The organism is Collinsella sp. AM15-2, from assembly GCF_003471985.1.
Lineage (GTDB): Bacteria > Actinomycetota > Coriobacteriia > Coriobacteriales > Coriobacteriaceae > Collinsella.
Genome location: NZ_QRKO01000028.1, coordinates 1 through 18,761 on the forward strand (window position 1 = coordinate 1; position 18,761 = coordinate 18,761).

At 60.1% G+C, this 18,761-nt stretch carries 13 protein-coding genes and 1 tRNA gene; 7 read left to right on the forward strand and 7 right to left on the reverse strand.

Features of this window, described 5'->3' with window-relative positions:
• From DW171_RS09305 to DW171_RS09335, 7 genes are all read right to left on the reverse strand, one after another.
• Positions 1-112 (reverse strand): sugar phosphate nucleotidyltransferase (locus DW171_RS09305; protein ID WP_255413390.1); only part of this gene is annotated, 112 nt, incomplete at its 3' end.
• A gap of 4 nt (positions 113-116) precedes the next feature.
• Complete coding sequence (gene cps2T, locus DW171_RS09310) at positions 117-1,283, reverse strand: beta 1-4 rhamnosyltransferase Cps2T (RefSeq protein ID WP_118271039.1); 1,167 nt, start codon at positions 1,281-1,283, stop codon at positions 117-119.
• Complete coding sequence (locus DW171_RS09315) at positions 1,283-2,032, reverse strand: sugar transferase (protein WP_233539150.1); 750 nt, start codon at positions 2,030-2,032, stop codon at positions 1,283-1,285. The genes cps2T and DW171_RS09315 overlap by 1 nt, the downstream gene beginning before the upstream one ends.
• 66 nt (positions 2,033-2,098) lie before the next feature.
• Positions 2,099-2,644, reverse strand: coding sequence for an antiterminator LoaP (gene loaP, locus DW171_RS09320; RefSeq protein WP_233539151.1), 546 nt, complete (start codon positions 2,642-2,644; stop codon positions 2,099-2,101).
• A gap of 787 nt (positions 2,645-3,431) precedes the next feature.
• Positions 3,432-3,505 (reverse strand) — tRNA-Ala (locus tag DW171_RS09325).
• Positions 3,506-3,574: 69 nt separating this feature from the next.
• Positions 3,575-4,216 (reverse strand): thiamine diphosphokinase, encoded by a 642-nt coding sequence (locus DW171_RS09330; RefSeq protein ID WP_117779221.1) that lies wholly within the window; start codon positions 4,214-4,216, stop codon positions 3,575-3,577.
• 9 nt (positions 4,217-4,225) lie between these two features.
• Positions 4,226-4,915, reverse strand: a complete 690-nt coding sequence (locus tag DW171_RS09335) for an HAD family phosphatase (protein WP_118271041.1) — start codon at positions 4,913-4,915, stop codon at positions 4,226-4,228.
• Between the two features lie 331 nt (positions 4,916-5,246).
• Between DW171_RS09335 and glgB the strand changes: the two genes are divergently transcribed.
• The 7 genes from glgB to DW171_RS09370 all read left to right on the forward strand — a co-directional run bounded on the left by glgB (position 5,247) and on the right by DW171_RS09370 (position 18,640).
• Positions 5,247-7,493, forward strand: coding sequence for a 1,4-alpha-glucan branching protein GlgB (gene glgB / locus DW171_RS09340; RefSeq protein WP_118271042.1), 2,247 nt, complete (start codon positions 5,247-5,249; stop codon positions 7,491-7,493).
• 94 nt (positions 7,494-7,587) lie between these two features.
• A complete protein-coding gene (locus tag DW171_RS09345) occupies positions 7,588-10,014 on the forward strand; it encodes a glycogen/starch/alpha-glucan phosphorylase (protein ID WP_118271043.1) in 2,427 nt (808 codons plus the stop codon).
• Between the two features lie 106 nt (positions 10,015-10,120).
• Positions 10,121-11,269 (forward strand): glucose-1-phosphate adenylyltransferase, encoded by a 1,149-nt coding sequence (locus DW171_RS09350; protein ID WP_118271044.1) that lies wholly within the window; start codon positions 10,121-10,123, stop codon positions 11,267-11,269.
• Between the two features lie 4 nt (positions 11,270-11,273).
• Entirely contained in the window at positions 11,274-12,401 is a 1,128-nt protein-coding gene (gene glgD / locus DW171_RS09355; protein ID WP_118271045.1) for a glucose-1-phosphate adenylyltransferase subunit GlgD, read from the forward strand.
• Between the two features lie 90 nt (positions 12,402-12,491).
• The gene (gene glgA / locus DW171_RS09360; protein ID WP_199586932.1) at positions 12,492-14,801 is read left to right on the forward strand and encodes a glycogen synthase GlgA; all 2,310 of its coding nucleotides are present in this window, start codon (positions 12,492-12,494) and stop codon (positions 14,799-14,801) included.
• 217 nt (positions 14,802-15,018) lie between these two features.
• A complete protein-coding gene (locus DW171_RS09365; RefSeq protein ID WP_118271046.1) occupies positions 15,019-18,315 on the forward strand; it encodes a 4-alpha-glucanotransferase in 3,297 nt (1,098 codons plus the stop codon).
• Positions 18,316-18,403: 88 nt separating this feature from the next.
• Positions 18,404-18,640 carry an FmdB family zinc ribbon protein gene (locus DW171_RS09370; RefSeq protein ID WP_089571835.1) on the forward strand — a complete coding sequence of 79 codons (237 nt, stop codon included), beginning with the start codon at positions 18,404-18,406 and terminating at the stop codon, positions 18,638-18,640.
• The last annotated feature ends 121 nt before the right edge of the window (positions 18,641-18,761 follow it).

Sequence of the window (18,761 nt, forward strand, 5' to 3'; positions counted from 1 at the left end):
GCGGGTAGTAGATCATGGGCTTGTCGTAGACCGGCAGCAGCTGCTTGGAGGTCACGAGCGTGAGCGGGTACAGGCGCGTGCCGGACCCGCCGGCGAGGATGATACCTTTCATAGCGCTATTGCCTTCCGAGGAAAAGGTTTTCATAGCTGTCGGTGATGGACCGCCACGAATACCGGTCGCGAATAACGGAAGTCGAGGCCGCATCGAACTCCTCGATCGACTTCAAGTCCATCGCGTCAGCACGGTTAATAAGTTCAGCCAAGTCTCCGGACTTCTTGCCCCAATACAGAGCGGAATCCTCGGCGACCTCGCGGTTGAAGCCGACGTCGAGAAGGAGGTTAAGACGCGTAGATGCCAGCGCCTCCAGGAGGCTCGGGTTGGTGCCCCCGACCTCATGGCCGTGGAAGTAGCCGTAAGCCTGCTCACGAATCTTCTTTAGGAGCTCCTGGTCGTAGACGGTTCCCACGAACTTGATGCGTGGGTCGGACTTGAAGTGCGTCTTCCGCTCGAGCTCTGCGAGGAAGGAGTCGTCCACTCCCGTCACGAGCGCGAAATCCCGCTTGGAGTCGGAAGCCACGAACTCCCGGATCATGGTCTCGTAGTTGTTCTCGGGCACGAAACGTCCCACGACCAGGTAGTAGCCGAAGGGCTCGAGGCCCTTCTCGGAGAGCCATCCCGTGAACTTGGGGTCGTCGTCCGCGAGCAAGGAACGCTTGATGTCGGCCCCGTAGGCGATGAAGGTCGTCTCGGGGTCCAGGTCGGCATACTCCCCTCGAATGTACTTCTCGATGTTCTTGGAGTCGCACACCATCAGGTCGGCGTGCTTGACCATCCCGCGCTCCGAGACCTTCCAGTACTTGCGGACGGGCGCACTCCACTTGGCGCGCATCCACTCGTGCCCGTCGGGATTCACGAGGACCTTGCCACCAAGGGCGTGGATCTTGTTCACGTACCTGCCGAAGAACGGCCCGATGCGACAGGCCAGCACGTAGACGATGGGGTGCTGGACTCGATTCTCCTTGATGTAGGCGATGCACCACTTGATGGCGTCGATGTCGTAGAAGATCGCCCTCGCGGCACCGACGGGCCTGCGCAGCACGTTGAAGCAGTGCGCCCCGTTGTGCTCGAACTCGCCGACTTGCTCGGCGGAATCCACGGCGCACGCCACGTGATATTTGATGTCAGGCGAAACCTGATTCTCGGTCAGCTTCTCCACGAACGTCTCGTAGCCGCCGTAGTTTGCCGGAATCCCCTTGGATCCGATGATGAAAACATGCTGCATTAGTACGCATCGCTCCCGTTAAAGACCTCCAGAACCGTTAGGAGGATGATCTTGAAGTCCGTGATGACTCCGCGCTTGGCTATGTATTCGAGGTCCCGGCGGACCATGCCGTCGAAACCGGTGGAGTTGCGCTCCGTAACCTGCCAGAGCCCCGTAATACCTGGTTTCACTGCTAGCCTCTGCAGGTCGTACTCGGTGTACTCAGCTACCTCATTCGGCAGCGGCGGGCGCGGGCCGACGACGGACATCTGGCCCAGAAACACGTTCAGGAACTGTGGGAACTCGTCAATGGAGTGCTTGCGGATGAACTTTCCGATCTTGGTGACGCGCGGGTCTTCCCTCATCTTGAACATGGCGCCGGCGATCTCGTTCTGCTCCCTGAGCTCGGAGAGGCGCTCGTCGGCGTCCTTGTACATGCTTCGGAACTTCCACATGCGGAAGGTGGACAGGCTGCCGTCGGGGCGGGTCTGTCCCACTCGGACCTGGCTGTAGAAGGGGTTGCCCTCGCTCTCCAGACGGATGGCCGCGGCGAGCACCAGGCTGGGTACGGCGATGACGGCCAGCACGCAGCCGCTGAACACGATGTCAAACGCGCGCTTCACGGCACGGTAGGCCAGGCGCGAGCGGTCCCAGTCCATGATGGATTGCATGGGCTTGTAGCGGCCGGCGCCCTCACGCCGGTCCATGGCCTGAGCGATGAGCGCCGCCCCCGCGGGTGCATCCGTTGTATATTGAGTTTTATCCGACACGTTCTCTTCCAACACTTCGTCCCCGGGTCGGGGATCCTCCCTGTTCTGTGTAGTGACCGTCTGCAGCTAGGCGATCGCCTTTTTAAGATTGCGCATGACGCGCTGCTCGTTGGAAAGCACCGCGATGCCAACGCGGGTGGTTACGCGTCGGCCGCACAGATCGAGCTCTAAATAAGCAGTGCTCTTGCGTCTGTTTATGGTTTTGATAAGGCCTTCGTGGCCCAACAGTGGACCTGCCGTCACTATGACCTGGTCACCGTCTTTTAGGGCCTCGCTCATGGGCACTACGCGGTCTCCCCTATGCGTAAAGCCGCCAATAAGCTGGACCTCTTCTTTTGCCAGCGGCACAAACTGACCGTCCTGGGATAGCACCCGGGCAAAGTCGTCCATGCGCAGCAGATACTGTTGCACGGTACGGGGATCTGCCGTATCGCAGATGAGATAACCGGGGAACAGCGGCTTGATCGTATTGACCCATTCGCCGTGAACCTTGATCTCGGTTTGAAATTGGGGGTAAAAGAGCTCCTGCATGGCGCCAGCCGGCACCACGTGCTCAATGCGCTCGCGCATTACGTCTTCGCGACCGTTAATGACCTGGATCACATACCACACGAGCACCACCCCCTTACTGTCTTACGTGTGGCTCACGGGGTTTGGGTATGGCTTCGCCAGGGCGCTTGTGCGCGAAGGCGCTCCATATTCAAACCCTGAGCCCAGTCAGACAAGCACGTGGCTCTGCCCCACCGTGAACGGTATGTACAAATGCAGTTGCTAGAGACGCGGACGTGTATCGCAAAATGACCGCATCCCCAGCTGGCTGCGTGCGAGCTAGTTAAGCGGGTACAAAACTGGACCGCACGCAAACAGCTGAAGAACTGCTCTGATTTGCCATAGCAAATTATTGAACTAACTAAAACGACTAATTAAATAGCCGCAAAGCAAGTGCAAAATCGCGCATGGCAATCGATATTGGAGCTCGTGGTGTTTCTGGCACCGCCGTTACGGCCGGATGCTGATCGACCCTGCGCTTTGTGGCTTGCTGGAGCCATGAGCACAGTTGAACTCATGTAACGTTAGGTATCCTAGCACAAGCTGTTAGTGAAACTGATTTGGGCTGCGTTGGACAACATATCGTTCATTTGACGTGCTAAGGGGGGTTGTTTTGGGATGTTGTTCACGTTGACGCAGGTTATTGGGGTGCTGGCAATAATTGGGAGCGTTCCTGAAGCCCAAATGGAGCAGCGAGCTGCACCGGTAATTGCGATTGGATAACAAACTATGTACAGACATGGGAAATAAATTGTGCAACTTTTTGTTGGTGTGGGTATCGGTTTGTGTGCCGAGGTGTTTTGCCACGAAAAAAAGGCCTTCGGAATTCCGAAGGCCTTTGCATTCGCGATGGTGGAGACGAGGGACCGAACCCCTGACCTCTTGACTGCCAGTCAAGCGCTCTCCCAGCTGAGCTACGCCCCCGTGACGAGGAGATACTATAGGGGAAGTTGGCACGGCGTGCAAGGACTTTTTGGGTCAGATTCTAAATGCCTATTGATATAGGTAAGCGATGGCGGTGCCGGTGTGGACTTGGATCGTGGCTGTTGACCTGACGACGTTGCTGATGCCGGTGTCGGCCAACAAGCCCAGCGGGGCGTGATTTAGTTCCCATTCTAGGCCGTGTTCGCTTACCTCGGTGTTAGGGGCAATGGCGATGATGGAGAACGTCTTGCCTTCGGCGCCTTTGATGGTCCAAGATTCACCTTCGTGCAGAATGCGGGCCGTGGTCGCGTCCTCGGCAATCCAGACGGGGGCGTCTTTGAAGTTGGCTAGTAAGCCTAGGACGCTTAGGGCCATGTCGGGGCGGCCGCCGGTGGCGCAGGTCGCAACCACTTCGGCACCCGGCCAGCGACGGCGGACGGAATCGAGCGCCAACGCCAGATCGGTATAGTCCTTGTACGGGTCATGGCGCTCAACTTCAAAGTCGGTGGCGGCATCGACCAGCGCGCGACCTGCATCGCTCACCGTGTCGGCATCCCCCACATATACGTCGCAGCTCATGCCGGCGCCCAGCAGCGCGTCGAGCCCGCGGTCCACGGCGATGACGTGATCGCACTCCCCTGCTAAGCGGCGCAACAGACCCGCGCTTGCCACCACGGGCGAACCACAGACCACTAATACCTTACAAGCCACAGCTCTCGCCTATCCCTCAAACGCAAGCAGGCGGGCCAGATCCAGCTCCTCGTAGCTGTCGATAAAGATATCGCAGTTGGCGCGCACATCGTCGCGCTCCATGCGGCCGTGCGGGTCATAGATGCCCACACGCTTAAACCCGGCGGCCCCAGAGCTCTTTAGGCCAAAGACGGCGTCCTCAAACACCCATGCGCGCTCAAACTGGTGCCCATGACGCTCTTCCAGACGGCGCAGCGCCAGCTCGTACACATCGGGGAATTGCTTGGAACGCCCCGCCTCACCCGTGGTGGTCACAAACTCCATGTAAGCGTCGAGCCCGGCTCCCGCAAGCGCAGACTTAACCAGCTCGGCCGGCGTGGACGTAGCCACACACATGGAAATGCCCGCCGTCTTCGCCTGCTCCAAAAATGCCAAGAGCCCCTCGCGCGGCGGCACCTTGGAGTAGCCATCGATCAGGATGTCGCTCAGCTCGCGATACAGCTCCTCGCCATTCTCGCCAATGCCCCACGTGTCGTGGTAGGCCTGGCACTCGTCCTCGAGCGACAAATGCTCAAACTGGACAAAATCATCGACCGTCACGTCAACTCCGTGGCGGTGCAATAACTCGGGCTGGGCATAAGCCCAAACGGGGGTGCTATTAACCAGTGTGCCGTCGCAATCGAAAATAAAAGCAACGTTGGGGGCGGCGGTCTGGGACATAAACGAGCCTTTCGATGTCAAATGGTAAACATCCTGCTAAAAACGTTTTACCAAACGTCAAACTAACAATCTTGAAACCCTAATTGATAAAACTGTCAAGAGTTTTACCACGGCAATTCTGCCAGTGGTCTAAACATGGCGCTTGCCGATTAAACGCCGCCCCAAAACCACTTTCCTTCATAAAAGTAACGTACAGGTGTTATCGTAGTTTCTGCCGAAAGTTCCACCGAGCACGCGAGGTGGAACGAATCATAGAACTATCGCCGTCCCTTCGATTCGTGCAGCCTTGGACCTTTCGCATCTAGTCACCAAGGCAACATGCTGCCGCGTCATGATGGGATCAAACGTGAGCGATACAAAGCTAAAGCCAGCAACTAAAAAGCCCGCTACCCGTAAAGCCGCCCCGCACGTACCGGAGCTCACTAAGGACGATGTCTATCTGTTTGGCATCGGCACGTGGGAGCGCAGCTGGGAAAAGATGGGCGCGCACCCCGACACGCAGAACCGTACGCGCGGCTGGCGCTTTTGCGTTTGGGCGCCCGACGTAAAGAGTGTGCATGTCATTGGCGAATTTAACGACTGGGATGAAGAAGCCAACCCGCTGGTGCCCATGCATACGAGCGCTATTTGGGAAGGCTTTATTCCTGGCGCCGAACAGGGCCAGCTCTATAAGTACCTTATCGAGACCAACGAGGGCGAAAAGCTCTACAAGGCCGATCCGTATGCCTTTAAGGCCGAGTGCCCTCCGGGTACCGCGAGCGTACTGTGGACCCTCGACGGCTACAAATGGAATGACGCCGCGTGGCTCAAGCGACGCGCCGGCCACAACCACACCTCGCAGCCCCTTAACATCTACGAGGTGCATATTGGTTCGTGGAAGCGCCACGGCGACGCGCCGCAGGGCGAGCCGGACGAGTTCGGCAACTACCCCGGCCCCATGGATCCCTTCCCCGCACAGCGCGGCGAGTTCTATACCTACGACGACCTGTCGGTGGAGCTCGTGGACTACGTGCGCGACATGGGCTACACGCATATCGAGGTCATGCCGCTCATGGAGCATCCCTTCGACGGCTCCTGGGGCTACCAGACGACCGGCTACTATGCCGCCACGTCGCGTTACGGCAACCCGCAGCAGCTCATGCACTTTATCGATGCGTGCCACGAGGCAGGCATTGGCGTGATCATGGACTGGGTGCCCGGCGGTTTTTGCGCCGACTCCCACGGCCTTGCCACCTTTAACGGCCACATGCTGTTTGAGCACGAGATTCACCCCAACTGGGGCACGCACAAGTTCGATTTTGCCCGTGGCGAGGTCCGCTCCTTCCTGGTCTCCAACGTGCTGTACTGGCTCGAGAACTTCCACGTTGACGGCATTCGCATGGACGGCGTATCCAGCATGCTGTACCTCAACTTTGGCATCGACGATCCCGGCCAAAAGAAGTTCAACAAGTACGGCACCGAGGAGGACCTGGACGCCAGCGCATTTATCCGCCAGGTCAACTGCGCCGTGGAGGCGCACTACCCCGACGTGATGATGATGGCCGAGGAGTCCACCGCGTGGCCGCTCGTGACCTATCCGCCGCAGGACGGCGGCCTGGGCTTCCACTACAAGTGGGACATGGGTTGGATGAACGACACCCTGCACTACATGCAGACCGATTTCCCGTGGCGCCCCGGCAACCACGGGCTGCTCACGTTCTCCATCATGTACGCCTTTACCGAGAACTTTATTTGCCCGCTGAGCCACGATGAGGTCGTGCACGGCAAGTGCTCGCTGATCGGCCGCATGCCGGGCGACTGGTGGCGCCAGTTTGCCGGCCTGCGCACGCTCGCCTTCTACCAGATGACGCACCCCGGCGCCAAGCTCAACTTTATGGGCAACGAGATTGGCCAGTTTATTGAGTGGCGCTACTACGAGTCCATCCAGTGGTTCCTAACCGAGGAGTACGAGACTCACCGTCATCATCAGGCGTTTATCAAGGCGCTCAACCACCTGTACACCGCCGAGCCCGCCCTGTACGAGCGCGGCTACACCGACGACGGCTTTACCTGGATCGATGCGGACAACTCCAAGCAGTCCATCGTGAGCTTTGTGCGCCAGGGCGAGGACATCGACGACGACCTGGTGATCCTGATCAACTTTGACCCGGCGAGCTACGAGAGCTTCCGCGTGGGCGTGCCGCGCGAGGGCGACTGGGAGGTCATCTTTGATTCCGACCGTCCAGAGTTCGGTGGCAGCGGCTATGCCGGCGAGGAACCCTACACCTGCTCGAGCGAGCCCTATCCCTGGAACGGGCAGATGGACTCCATTGAGATTAAGGTGCCCGGCCTGGCAGGCGTAGTGCTTAAGCGCCGCGGCCCCAGCAGCTACAAGCCGCCCGTGGTTGAGGAGCCCAAGAAGGCGACGCGTAAGCGCTCGTCCTCGGTAAAGCCCAAGGCCGCGGCTGCTAAGAAGGCTCCAGCTAAGGCGAAGGCTACCAAGCCCGCTGCCAAGGCTTCGGCCAAGTCCACCACGGCCAAAAAGGCCGCTCCCAAGGCTAAGGCAGCTGCCGTTAAGGCTCCTGCTAAGAAAGCGTAACAAAGGCGTTACCACTGTAAATAACCGCCCCGACGAGGCGTAGGATACAAGTCAAAACCGTTCCGGGAGAAACATCCCCGGGGGAAAGGAACGTATGAATAAGATCTTCGACAACAAGCAGGAGTTTACCGAGCTCTATCGCGATGCTGTCATGAGCATCAGTGGCAAGAGCGTCGAGGCCGCCAGCGACCTCGACCGCTTTAACGCCCTGGCCAAGCTCGTGGCCGAGAAGGCACGCACCGTTGCCACCAAGAGTGACGCCCGTGTGGCCGCCGAGGGCAAGAAGCGCGTGTACTACTTCTCGATCGAATTTTTGATCGGCCGCCTGCTCGACAACTACCTGCTCAACTTTGGCGTGCGCGACATGGTCGCCGAGGCGCTCGACGATATGGGCTTTGATCTGTCCGTCATCGAGAACCAGGAGCCCGATCCGGCGCTGGGCAACGGTGGCCTGGGCCGTCTGGCCGCATGCTTCCTGGATTCCATGGCAGCCGAGGGCATTGCCGGCTACGGCAACGGTATGCGCTACCGCTACGGCTTGTTTAAGCAGGAGATCGTCAACGGCAGCCAGGTCGAGGCCACCGACGAGTGGCTTACCCACGGCTATCCCTGGGAGGTCCGCCGTCAGGACAAGGCCGTAACCATCAAGTTTGGTGGTCACGTTGAGGGCTTTGAGGAGAACGGTCGCACGTTCTACCGCACGGTGGACACGCAGGACATCCTGGCCGTCCCTTATGACATCCCCGTCGTGGGCTATGCCGGCGAGACTGTCAACAAGCTGCGCGTCTGGGCTGCCGAGCCGGTCGAGGAGCACTTTGACCTTGAGGCCTTTAACCGCGGCGACTATGCCCTGGCCGACGCCGAGCGCGCCGAGGCCGAGGCCATCAGCGCCATCCTCTACCCCAACGACGCCGGCGAGCACGGCCGTCTGCTGCGCCTGAAGCAGGAGTACCTATTTGTTTCGGCCGGCATCTACAGCCTGCTCGACACCTTTGAGAAGGAGCACGGCGAGAACTGGGAGCTGCTGCCGCAGTTTGTGGCCATCCATACCAACGATACCCACCCCGCCATGTGCGGCCCTGAGCTCATGCGCATCCTCATCGACGAGAAGAAGCTCGAGTGGGATGACGCCTGGAACATCGTGACGCAGGTCGTGAGCTACACCAACCACACCATCCTGCCCGAGGCTCTGGAGAAGTGGCCCATCGGCACGTTCTCCAAGCTCCTGCCCCGCGTGTACCAGATCATCGACGAGATCAGCCGTCGTTGGCATGAGTCGTTCGACACCACGCAGGAGGGCTGGCAGGAGCGTCTGCGCCAGACCGCCATTCTGTGGGACGGCGAGATTCGCATGGCCAACCTGTCCGTGATCTGCAGCCACAGCGTCAACGGCGTGGCCAAGATCCACTCCGACATCATCAAGAACATCGTGCTCAAGGACTTCTATGCCCTGACGCCCGAGAAGTTCAACAACAAGACCAACGGAATCTCGCACCGTCGCTTCTTTGCCGAGGCCAACCCCACCTACGCCAAGCTCGTGACCGAGGCCATTGGCGACGGCTGGCTCAAGGACGCCTTTGAGCTGGAGAAGCTCAAGGAGTTTAAGGACGACACCGAGTTCCTGAAGGCCGTGGGTGCCTCCAAGCGCGCTAACAAGGAGCGCCTGGCCGCCTACGTCAAGGCCGAGACCGGTCTGGTCATTGATCCCAACACCGTCTTCGATGTTCAGGTAAAGCGCTTCCACGCCTATAAGCGCCAGCTCATGAACATCATGAAGGTGATGGACATCTACAACCGTCGCATCGCCGATCCCAACTTCCACGTGACGCCGACGACCTTCATCTTTAGCGGCAAGGCTGCCTCGAGCTACACCTTCGCCAAGGAGACCATCCGCCTCATTAACTCCGTGGCCGACGTCATCAACAACGACGCCCGCGTGAACGAGGTCATGAAGGTCTGCTTCATCCCCAACTTCCGCGTGAGCAACGCCCAGCTCATCTACCCCGCCGCCGAGATCTCGGAGCAGATCTCCACGGCCGGCAAGGAGGCCTCGGGCACGTCCAACATGAAGCTCATGATGAACGGTGCCATTACGCTGGGTACCCTCGACGGCGCCAACATCGAGATCGCCGATCTGGCCGGCCGCGAGAACGAGGCCATCTTTGGCCTGACCGCCCCCGAGGTCGAGCAGCTCTGGGCATCCAACAGCTACTTTGCGTGGGATACGCTCAACAACGATCGCGAGCGTCTGGGCCGCGTGATGGACGAGCTCAAGGACAACACCTTTGCGGGTCTTTCGGGCAACTTCGAGAGCATCTACAACGAGCTCATGAACAACAACGATCCCGACCTGGTCATGGCCGACTTCCGCAGCTACGTGGATGCGTGGGAGAAGCTCACGAACAGCTACGGCGACCAGGAGACCTGGAACCGCAAGGCCCTGCTCAACACCGCCTCTTCGGGCTGGTTCTCGAGCGACCGCACCATTCGCGAGTACCGCGACGAGATCTGGCACGCGTAAAGGCGCGCGAGCTCCCTTTGCCGCACAGCATTACTCGACGGGCGCGACCGAGCGCCGCGCCCGTCGCTAATGGGTTTAGGAACATCGATGACAGAAGGAGAAATCGATGAGTAAGAAAGAATGCATCGCGATGCTCCTCGCAGGAGGACAGGGCAGCCGATTGGGGGCACTCACCCAAAAGATCGCCAAGCCGGCGGTTAGCTTTGGTGGCAAGTTCCGCATTATCGACTTTTCGCTCTCCAACTGCTCCAACTCGGGCATCGACACGGTGGGCGTTCTGACGCAGTACCGTCCCTACCTGCTGCATGCCTATGTGGGTTCCGGCGAGGCTTGGGATCTGGACAGCCGAGACGGCGGCGTGTCGATCCTGCCGCCGTACGAGACGCAGACCGGCGGCGCCTGGTATGCGGGCACGGCCGACGCCATCACGCAGAACCTCGACTACATTAAGGCCAACGATCCCGAGTACGTCCTGATTCTTTCCGGCGACCACCTGTATCGCATGGACTACCGCAAGATGCTCAAGACGCACATTGAGAACAACGCCGACCTCACGGTGAGCGTTATGCCCGTGCCGTGGGAGGAGGCCAGCCGCTTTGGCATCCTGACCACCGACCCCGAGGACGGCCGCATCACCAAGTTTACCGAGAAGCCCGAGAAGCCCGATTCGAACCTCGCCTCCATGGGCATCTACATCTTCTCGGCCGACGTACTGATCAAGGCGCTCGAGGAGGACGCCCTGGACCAGCGCTCGAGCCACGACTTTGGCAAGGACATCATCCCCAAGCTGCTCGGCGAGGGCAAGCGTCTGTACAGCTACGAGTTCAACGGCTTTTGGAAGGACGCCGGCACCATCGCCAGCTTCCACGAGACCTCGATGGACCTGCTGGGCAACAACCCCGAGTTCGACCTCTTTGACAAGAGCTTCCCCATCATGTCCAACGTCACCACGCGTCCGCCGCACTACATTGGCCCGGACGGCCGCCTGGACGACTGCCTGGTCTCCAATGGCTGCAAGATCTACGGCACCGCTCGCCACTCGATCCTTTCGACCGATGTCATCATCGAGGAGCGCGCCGTGGTCGAGGACTCCGTGCTGCTGCCGGGTGCGCACGTTAAGAGCGGTGCGCACATCTGCCGCGCAATTTTGGGCGAGAACTCCACGGTCGAAGAGGGCGTGAAGCTCGGCTCTGTCGATACCACCAAGGATACGGCCGTCGTTGGAAATGACGTCGTTATCGGGAAGGGGGAATGATCCGATGATCAATCGCAAGGCCATCGGTTACATCACCGCTAACTACTCTTCGACCTACGGCAGCGTCCTGCTCAAGGACCGCCCCATCGCGTCTGTCCCGTTTTTGGGCCGCTACCGCCTGATCGACTTTCCGCTGTCCAACATGATGAATGCCGGCATTAAGACCGTCGGCGTCGTCATGCCGGGCAACTACCGCTCCCTGATCGACCATGTCGGTTCGGGCAAGGACTGGGGCCTCGACCGCAAGAAGGGCGGCCTGTTCATGGTCCCCGGCAACGCGTATGGCACCACCAAGGGCGGCATGCGCTTCCTGCTGCGCGACATCATCTCCAACAAAACGCTGTTCCAGCGCTCGGAAATGCCCTACGTGGTCATGATGGGCACCAACATCTTGTTCAACCTGGACCTCAACACCATCATCGAGGCGCACGAGAACTCCGGCGCCCAGATGACCGTGGTGTACTGCAAGGCCACGCGCAACATCGAGGACGAGACCAAGCTCGACATTAACGAGAACGGCCGTCTGACCGGCGTGAGCACCGGCGTGGCGTACGGCGATAACGCATCCATGGACTGCTGCATCATCAACCGCCAGACGCTGCTCGAGATTATCGATCACTACCAGGCTGCCGACTATCTGGACCTGCTCGAGGCGCTCCAGGGCGACTTTGGCAACATCGACGTGTGCAGCTACGAGTACAAGGGCGAGGTCGTGGGCGTGTTTAGCGAGAAGTCGCTGTACCGCCGCAGCATGGACCTGCTTGATCCCGCTCAGGCCGACCAGCTCTTCGTTCCCGAGCGCCCGATCCTGACCAAGGCCCACGACGTGCCGCCTTCGCGCTACGCGACCGGTAGCCACGCCTGCAACTCGATCATCTCGGCCGGTTGCATCATCAAGGGCACCGTGCGCAACTCGATCCTGTCGCGCGGCGTCGTGGTCGAGGAAGGCGCCTCGGTCACCAACTCGATCATCAACCAGAGCTGCATCATCAAGAGCGGCGCACGTGTCGAGAATGCCATTCTGGACAAGAACAACGTGGTCCCCACCAACACCGAGCTTCGCGGCACGCCCGAGAACATCCTGGTGCTGGGCAAGGCTCCGTTAACTTCCGACACCACCATCGTACGTTAACGTTGGCACCGCAACATCGCTCGTAACATGTAGAATAGCCGCCCGGTTAGCGCCAGGCGGCTATTCTCGAATTGCAACATGGGAGACAATATGGCTGATTCCAGCAAAAAGATGCAGATCGTGTTTGCCTCGGCCGAGTGCGCACCGTTTGTGAAGACCGGTGGCCTGGGCGACGTGGCAGGCTCGCTGCCCGCGGCGCTTGTGCGCGCCGGCGCCGAAGTTATCGTGATGGTACCCAAGTACGCCACCATCAAGGACGAGTACAAGGCGCAGATGGAGCACTTCTCCGATTTTTACGTGAGTCTGGGCTGGCGCAACGAGTACTGCGGGCTCGAGAAGCTCGAGCACGACGGCGTCACCTATATGTTCATCGACAACGAGCGCTACTTTGCGCGCGACTATCCGTACGGTTTCTTTGATGACGGCGAGCGCTTTGCGTTCTTCTCCAAGGCCATCACCGAGAGCCTGCAGCACCTGCCCGAGGGCTTTGAGTGTGACATCCTGCACTGCAATGACTGGCAGACGGCACTGGCGCCCGTGTTCTTGCGCGAGTTCTACCAGGGCCTTCCGCTGTACGACCGCGTCAAGACCGTGTTCTCGATCCACAACGTGGCGTTCCAGGGCCAGTTTAGCGACACCGTGATGGAGGACATCCTGGGCGTGGCGCATATTCCGGCGGCCGCCTCGCAGCTGCGTTGCGACGCCTGCAGCATCAACTACATGCTGGGCGCGCTGCGCTATGCCGACGCTATCACCACGGTGAGCCCCACCTATGCAAACGAGATCCAGACGCCCGAGTTTGGCGAGGGCCTGGATGGTGTGCTGCGCGAGCGCTCCTACGCGCTGCAGGGCATCCTGAACGGCATTGATGTGGCGGGCTTTGACCCGGCGACCGACAAGCGCATCGCCGCCAACTACACGGTCGAGGACCGTTCCGGCAAGGCCGTGTGCAAGGCCAAGCTGCAGGAAGAGCTGGGGCTCGAAGTTCGCGACGACCGCCCGCTCATGGTGATGGTCACGCGCCTGACGCGCCAGAAGGGCATGGACCTGGTCATGTACGCGCTCGACCGCATTCTGGCCGGCGGCGTGCAGGTGGCGGTGCTGGGCACCGGCGACCGCGACTACGAGGACGGTCTGCGCTACTTCCAGGACAAGTACCCCGGTACCATGGCCGCACGCATCGAGTTCGATCCTGCGCTGTCGCAGCGCATGTATGCCGCCGCCGACATGTTCCTAATGCCTTCGAAGTTTGAGCCCTGCGGCCTGTCGCAGATCATCGCCATGCGCTACGGCACCCTGCCGATTGTTCGCGAGACTGGCGGTCTGAAGGACACGGTGATTCCGTATAACGAGTTTACCGGCGAGGGCACGGGCTTCTCGTTTACCAACTTTAACGGCGACGAGATGGGCGACGCCGTGTTCCGCGCGGCGCGTCTGTTCTGGGATAACCGCGACGCCTGGAACCAGCTGGTCACGCATGCCATGAGCCAGGACTTTAGCTGGACGCGCTCGGCCGATAAGTATCTGGACCTGTACTTCTTTATGCACCCGGAGATCGAGCGCCCGCTGGCTGTTGTCGACGAGCCTGAGGCTGTTGCTGAGCCGGTGGCCGCTGAGGAGCCCAAGGCCGAAGAGAAGCCTGTTGAGGCTGAGCCCGCAAAGGCCGAGCCTAAGGTGAAGGCTGAGGTTGCTCTTGAGGCAGAGGACGAGGTCAAGCTCGCTGCAAAGCCTGCTGCAAAGCCCGCAGCTAAGAAGACCACGACCCGCAAGACGACCGCTAAGAAGGCTACGACGACCAAAGCTGCCGCGACTAGAACAACGGCTGCCAAGACAACGACCACGCGCAAGCGCACGACCGCCGCTGCCAAGAAGGCCGCCGAGGCCGAGGCTGCTCCCGAGGTAAAGGCCGAGGTCGCTGAGGCCAAACCGGCCGCCAAGGCTCCGGCAAAGACCGCTGCCAAGAAGACCACCGCGACCGCCAAGAAGACTACAGCTACGAAGGCGACGGCTACCAAGGCCGCCGCGACCAAGGCAGCCGCAAAGCCGGCAGCCAAGGTCGAGGAGACGCCTGCAGAGTCCAAGACGGAAGCAACCGTCGAGGCCAAGCCCGCTGCCAAGACCACCACGCGAAAGCGCACGACGACGGCCAAGAAGACCACGGCAAAGGCTGCCGCCCCTAAGGCAGAGGCTATGCCCGCCGCCGTCAAAGAGGAGACCAAGCCCGAGGCAAAGCCCAAGCCGGCACCGAAGGCCGCTAAGGTCAAGACCGCTCCGAAGGCTACGGCAAAGGTCGAACCCGCCAAGGAGGCCCCGGTCTCCCCCGCCGCTTCGACCGAGGAAAAGGCTCCGACCAAGAAGACCTCCGTCCGCAAGGCAACGGCCACCCGCAAGCGTCGCTAGCCCACAGACGATCCAAAACCTCATCAAACCCTAAGCAAGGGGCGCTCCAACCGGGCGCCCCTTCTCTGTAGGTAGTGGTAAAACGATTTTCTAGGACAACCGTTCGCCGATGGTAAACGGATGTTGTTTATACAGCCTGTGTACAACAGATATACTTACATCTTGTGCGTAAAGCCCATGGCCCGGAGGCCATGATTCTATTGAACTGGACCGTATTATGAGATTGATTCACAACAGCCGTCTGCCGCTGTTTCGCACTCCGTTTGGCGCTGTGACCACTGGTACTACCCTTTCGCTCTCCGTGATTCTGGAGGATGCCGACCCCAACCAGGCAACGCTTACGCTGCGCACCTGGGTCGATGAAATCGGTGAGTCTCGGTATCCCATGACGCACGAGGGCGACGGCATATTTTCCGTAGAGCTTGAGTGCACTGAGCCCTGTCTTATCTGGTACAGCTTTATCTGCAATATCGAGGGCCAGCCCGAGGTCCGCTTGGGCGCACCGCAGGGTCGCACCGGTGGCGAGGGCGTAACTTACGACTACGCCGAGGTGCCGTCCTTCCAGATTACCGTCTATAAGCACCGCGAAGTGCGTCCCGAGTGGTACGAGCGTGGCATGGTCTACCAGATCTTCCCCGATCGCTACGCCCGCGACGAACACTGGCGCGAGCGCACGCTGGCCGAGGTCGAAAAACCACGCAACGGAATCCAGCGCCGCATGGTCGAGGACTGGAACGAGCCGCCCGTGTACGAGCGCGCCGAAGACGGCTCCATCAAAACCTGGGACTTCTACGGCGGGTCGCTCAAGGGCATCCAGGAAGACCTGCCTCGCATCGCCGAGCTGGGCTTTACAGCCATCTACCTCAACCCCATTTTTGAAGCCACGAGCAACCACCGCTACGACACGGCCGACTACACCAAGATCGACCCGATCCTGGGCACCGAGCAGGACTTTACCGAGCTGTGCCAGGCGGCCGAGAAGCTGGGCATCTCCATCATTCTGGATGGCGTCTTCAACCACACGGGCGATGACTCGATCTATTTCAACCGCTACGGCAACTACCCCGGCGTGGGCGCGTGGCAGAGCGAGGATTCGCCGTGGCGCGATGCGTTTTATTTCCACGAGGACGGCTCTTACGACTGCTGGTGGGGCGTGGGCAATATGCCCGCCATCAATGAGAGCTCCGAGCTGGTACGCGAGCGGCTCCTGGGCAAGGACGGCGTGATCCGTAAATGGTTACGTGCCGGCGCTCATGGCTGGCGCCTCGATGTGGCCGACGAGCTTTCGGACGATTTCCTGACCGAGATCAAGAAGGCAGCACTTGCCGAAAAGCCCGATGCGTTGTTGCTCGGCGAAGTCTGGGAAGACGCCTCCAACAAGATCAGCTACGGCCATCTGCGTCGCTATCTTCAAGGCTCCGAGCTTGACTCGGCTATGGATTATCCCTTCCGCGACATGGTCATCGGCTTTTTGATGGGCTACAAAAACGCCTACCAAGCTGCCGAGGATATCGAGACCCTACGCGAGAACTATCCGCGTGAGGCCCTGTCTTGCGCGCTCAACCTGCTGTCGAGCCACGACCGCCCACGTATCATCTCGGTGTTCGGCGGCGGCCCCGACGAGTCGCAGCTGCCCGAGTGCGAGCGCAGCAAGTGGCGCCTAGACGAGAATTCGATGGGCCTGGCCAAGAGCCGTTTTTGGCTTGCAACGCTCATGCAGATGACGTTCCCCGGCGTGCCTTCGATTTACTATGGCGACGAGTACGGCCTTGAGGGTCTCACCGATCCGGGTAACCGCCGCACCATGCCGACCAAGGAAGACCTGCACGACTTCGATACGTTCGCGATTGTCAAGAACGCATCTGCTGTGCGCCGCGCGCTGCCGTTTATGATCGATGGCGAGATCAAGGCCTTCGCGCTCAACGACGAGGTACTGGCCTATACGCGCACCGGTAAAGACGGTGAGGCCGCGACGGTTATCATCAACCGCAGCCTGCGCAATTCGCACTGCGTGACGATCCCGGCGCTCGGCGAATGTGCGAGCGATGTGATCAGCGGCCACGAGTGCGAGATCCACAACGGTACCGTCACGCTCGATCTGTATCCGCTGGGGTCGTCCATCATCTATCACCACGCCGAGCAACGTCTGCAGGAGCCGCTCGATCACGGCGCGGGCGTCGTATGCCACATCACCTCGGTACCGACTGACGATGGCAAGCCGGGTACGATCGGCGCTCCCACGCGTCGCTTTATCGACCATCTGGCCGCTATGGGCATGCATTACTGGCAGGTTCTGCCTGTCAACCCGACGGACTTCTTCCGCTCCCCTTACGCCGGTCCTTCGGCCTTTGCAGGCAATATCGACCTGCTGCCCGAGAGCCACGAGGAGCTGGCCGCCGACTTTGAGACCTGGAAGGCCCGCGGCGGCGAGGATGCCGATCCGCTGTACACCGCGTTTAAACATCGCAATGCCGATTGGCTCGAGAAGTACTGCGTCTACATGGCCGTTAAGAAGTACTTTGAGGGCGAGTCGCGCCACGATTGGCCGGCCGATGTCGCGCGCTACAACGAGCATCTGATTGACGACAAGCGTTTCCACGACGAGGCAGAGTTGCAGGCGTACATGCAGTACCGCTTTGACCTTGCCTGGTGCGAGCTCATGAACTATGCGCACAAGAAGGGCATCGAGGTCATCGGCGATATCCCTATGTATGTCTCGGACGATTCGGCCGACGCGTGGAGCGAGCCCGAGAACTTCTGGCTGTCCGATACCGGTAAGGCGATTGAGATTTCTGGCGCGCCGCCCGACAACTTTGCGCCCGAGGGCCAGGTGTGGGGCAACCCGACGTTCCGCTGGGACCACATGAAGCAGAACGGCTACCGCTGGTGGATGGATCGCCTACGTCGTGCGTTCTCGCTCTACGACCGCGTGCGCCTGGATCACTTCCTGGGCTTCCACAGCTACTTTAGCATTCCCGCAGGTAAGGCCTGCGCCGACGGGCGTTGGCTGGCAGGCCCGGGCAAGGACCTTTTCCAGACCGCCTATGACGAGTTGGGGCCGCTCAACTTTATCGCCGAGGACCTGGGCTACCTGACGCCCGGTGTTCGCGCCATGGCTTCGACTTGCGGCTTCCCCGGTATGGACGTACTGGAGTTTAGCGATTACGACGTTCGTTGCGGCGTGCACCCTACGCCCGGCAAGATCCTGTACACATCGACTCACGACACGTCGACGCTCGCGGGTTGGTGCACGCGCTCCTTTGCGGGCGGCGACGAGCCGAGCGGTGTTGAGGTGGCAGCCAAGCTGATGAGTGACGCGCTGACAAGCGACGCTCCCCTGGTGATGATGCCGCTGCAGGATGTCCTGGGGCTGGGCGACGACGCGCGCATGAACGTACCGGGCGTGGCCACGGGCAACTGGACCTGGCAGGCTGACGAGGCCGACGTTGCGGCCGCCGAGAGCAAAACCGCACAGCTCCTGCGCAACAACAATAGATTCTGGGGCGAAGCGTGATAAAACCCCCGAAATAGGGTACAGTTACAGACGTTTGAATTTTTGCGGGCAGAGTAATCTGCCCGCTTTGTGCTGAAAAGGAAGTATTATGGCGCGCTACGATTATAAGTGCTCGAGCTGCGGCAACGTGTTTGAGGTTGAGCATCCCATGTCCGAGACCCCCGAGGTCGTGTGCCCCAACTGCGGCGCTCCGGCCGCCAAGACGTTCTCGGCCAGCGGCATCAAGTTTGAGGGCAGCGGCTTCTACAACACCGACCAGCGCAGCGGTGGCTCAAGCACCAGCGCCACAAACGGCTGCTGCGCCAACTGCCCGCATAACCACTAGAAACAACGCGGCCCCGCAATCAACACCGATCGCGGGGCTATTTCTTTGCGCTATGGGTCGACAATTATTTATATTAAATTTTATATCTGATTTTTGATTATCCGCATAAACACTATACTTT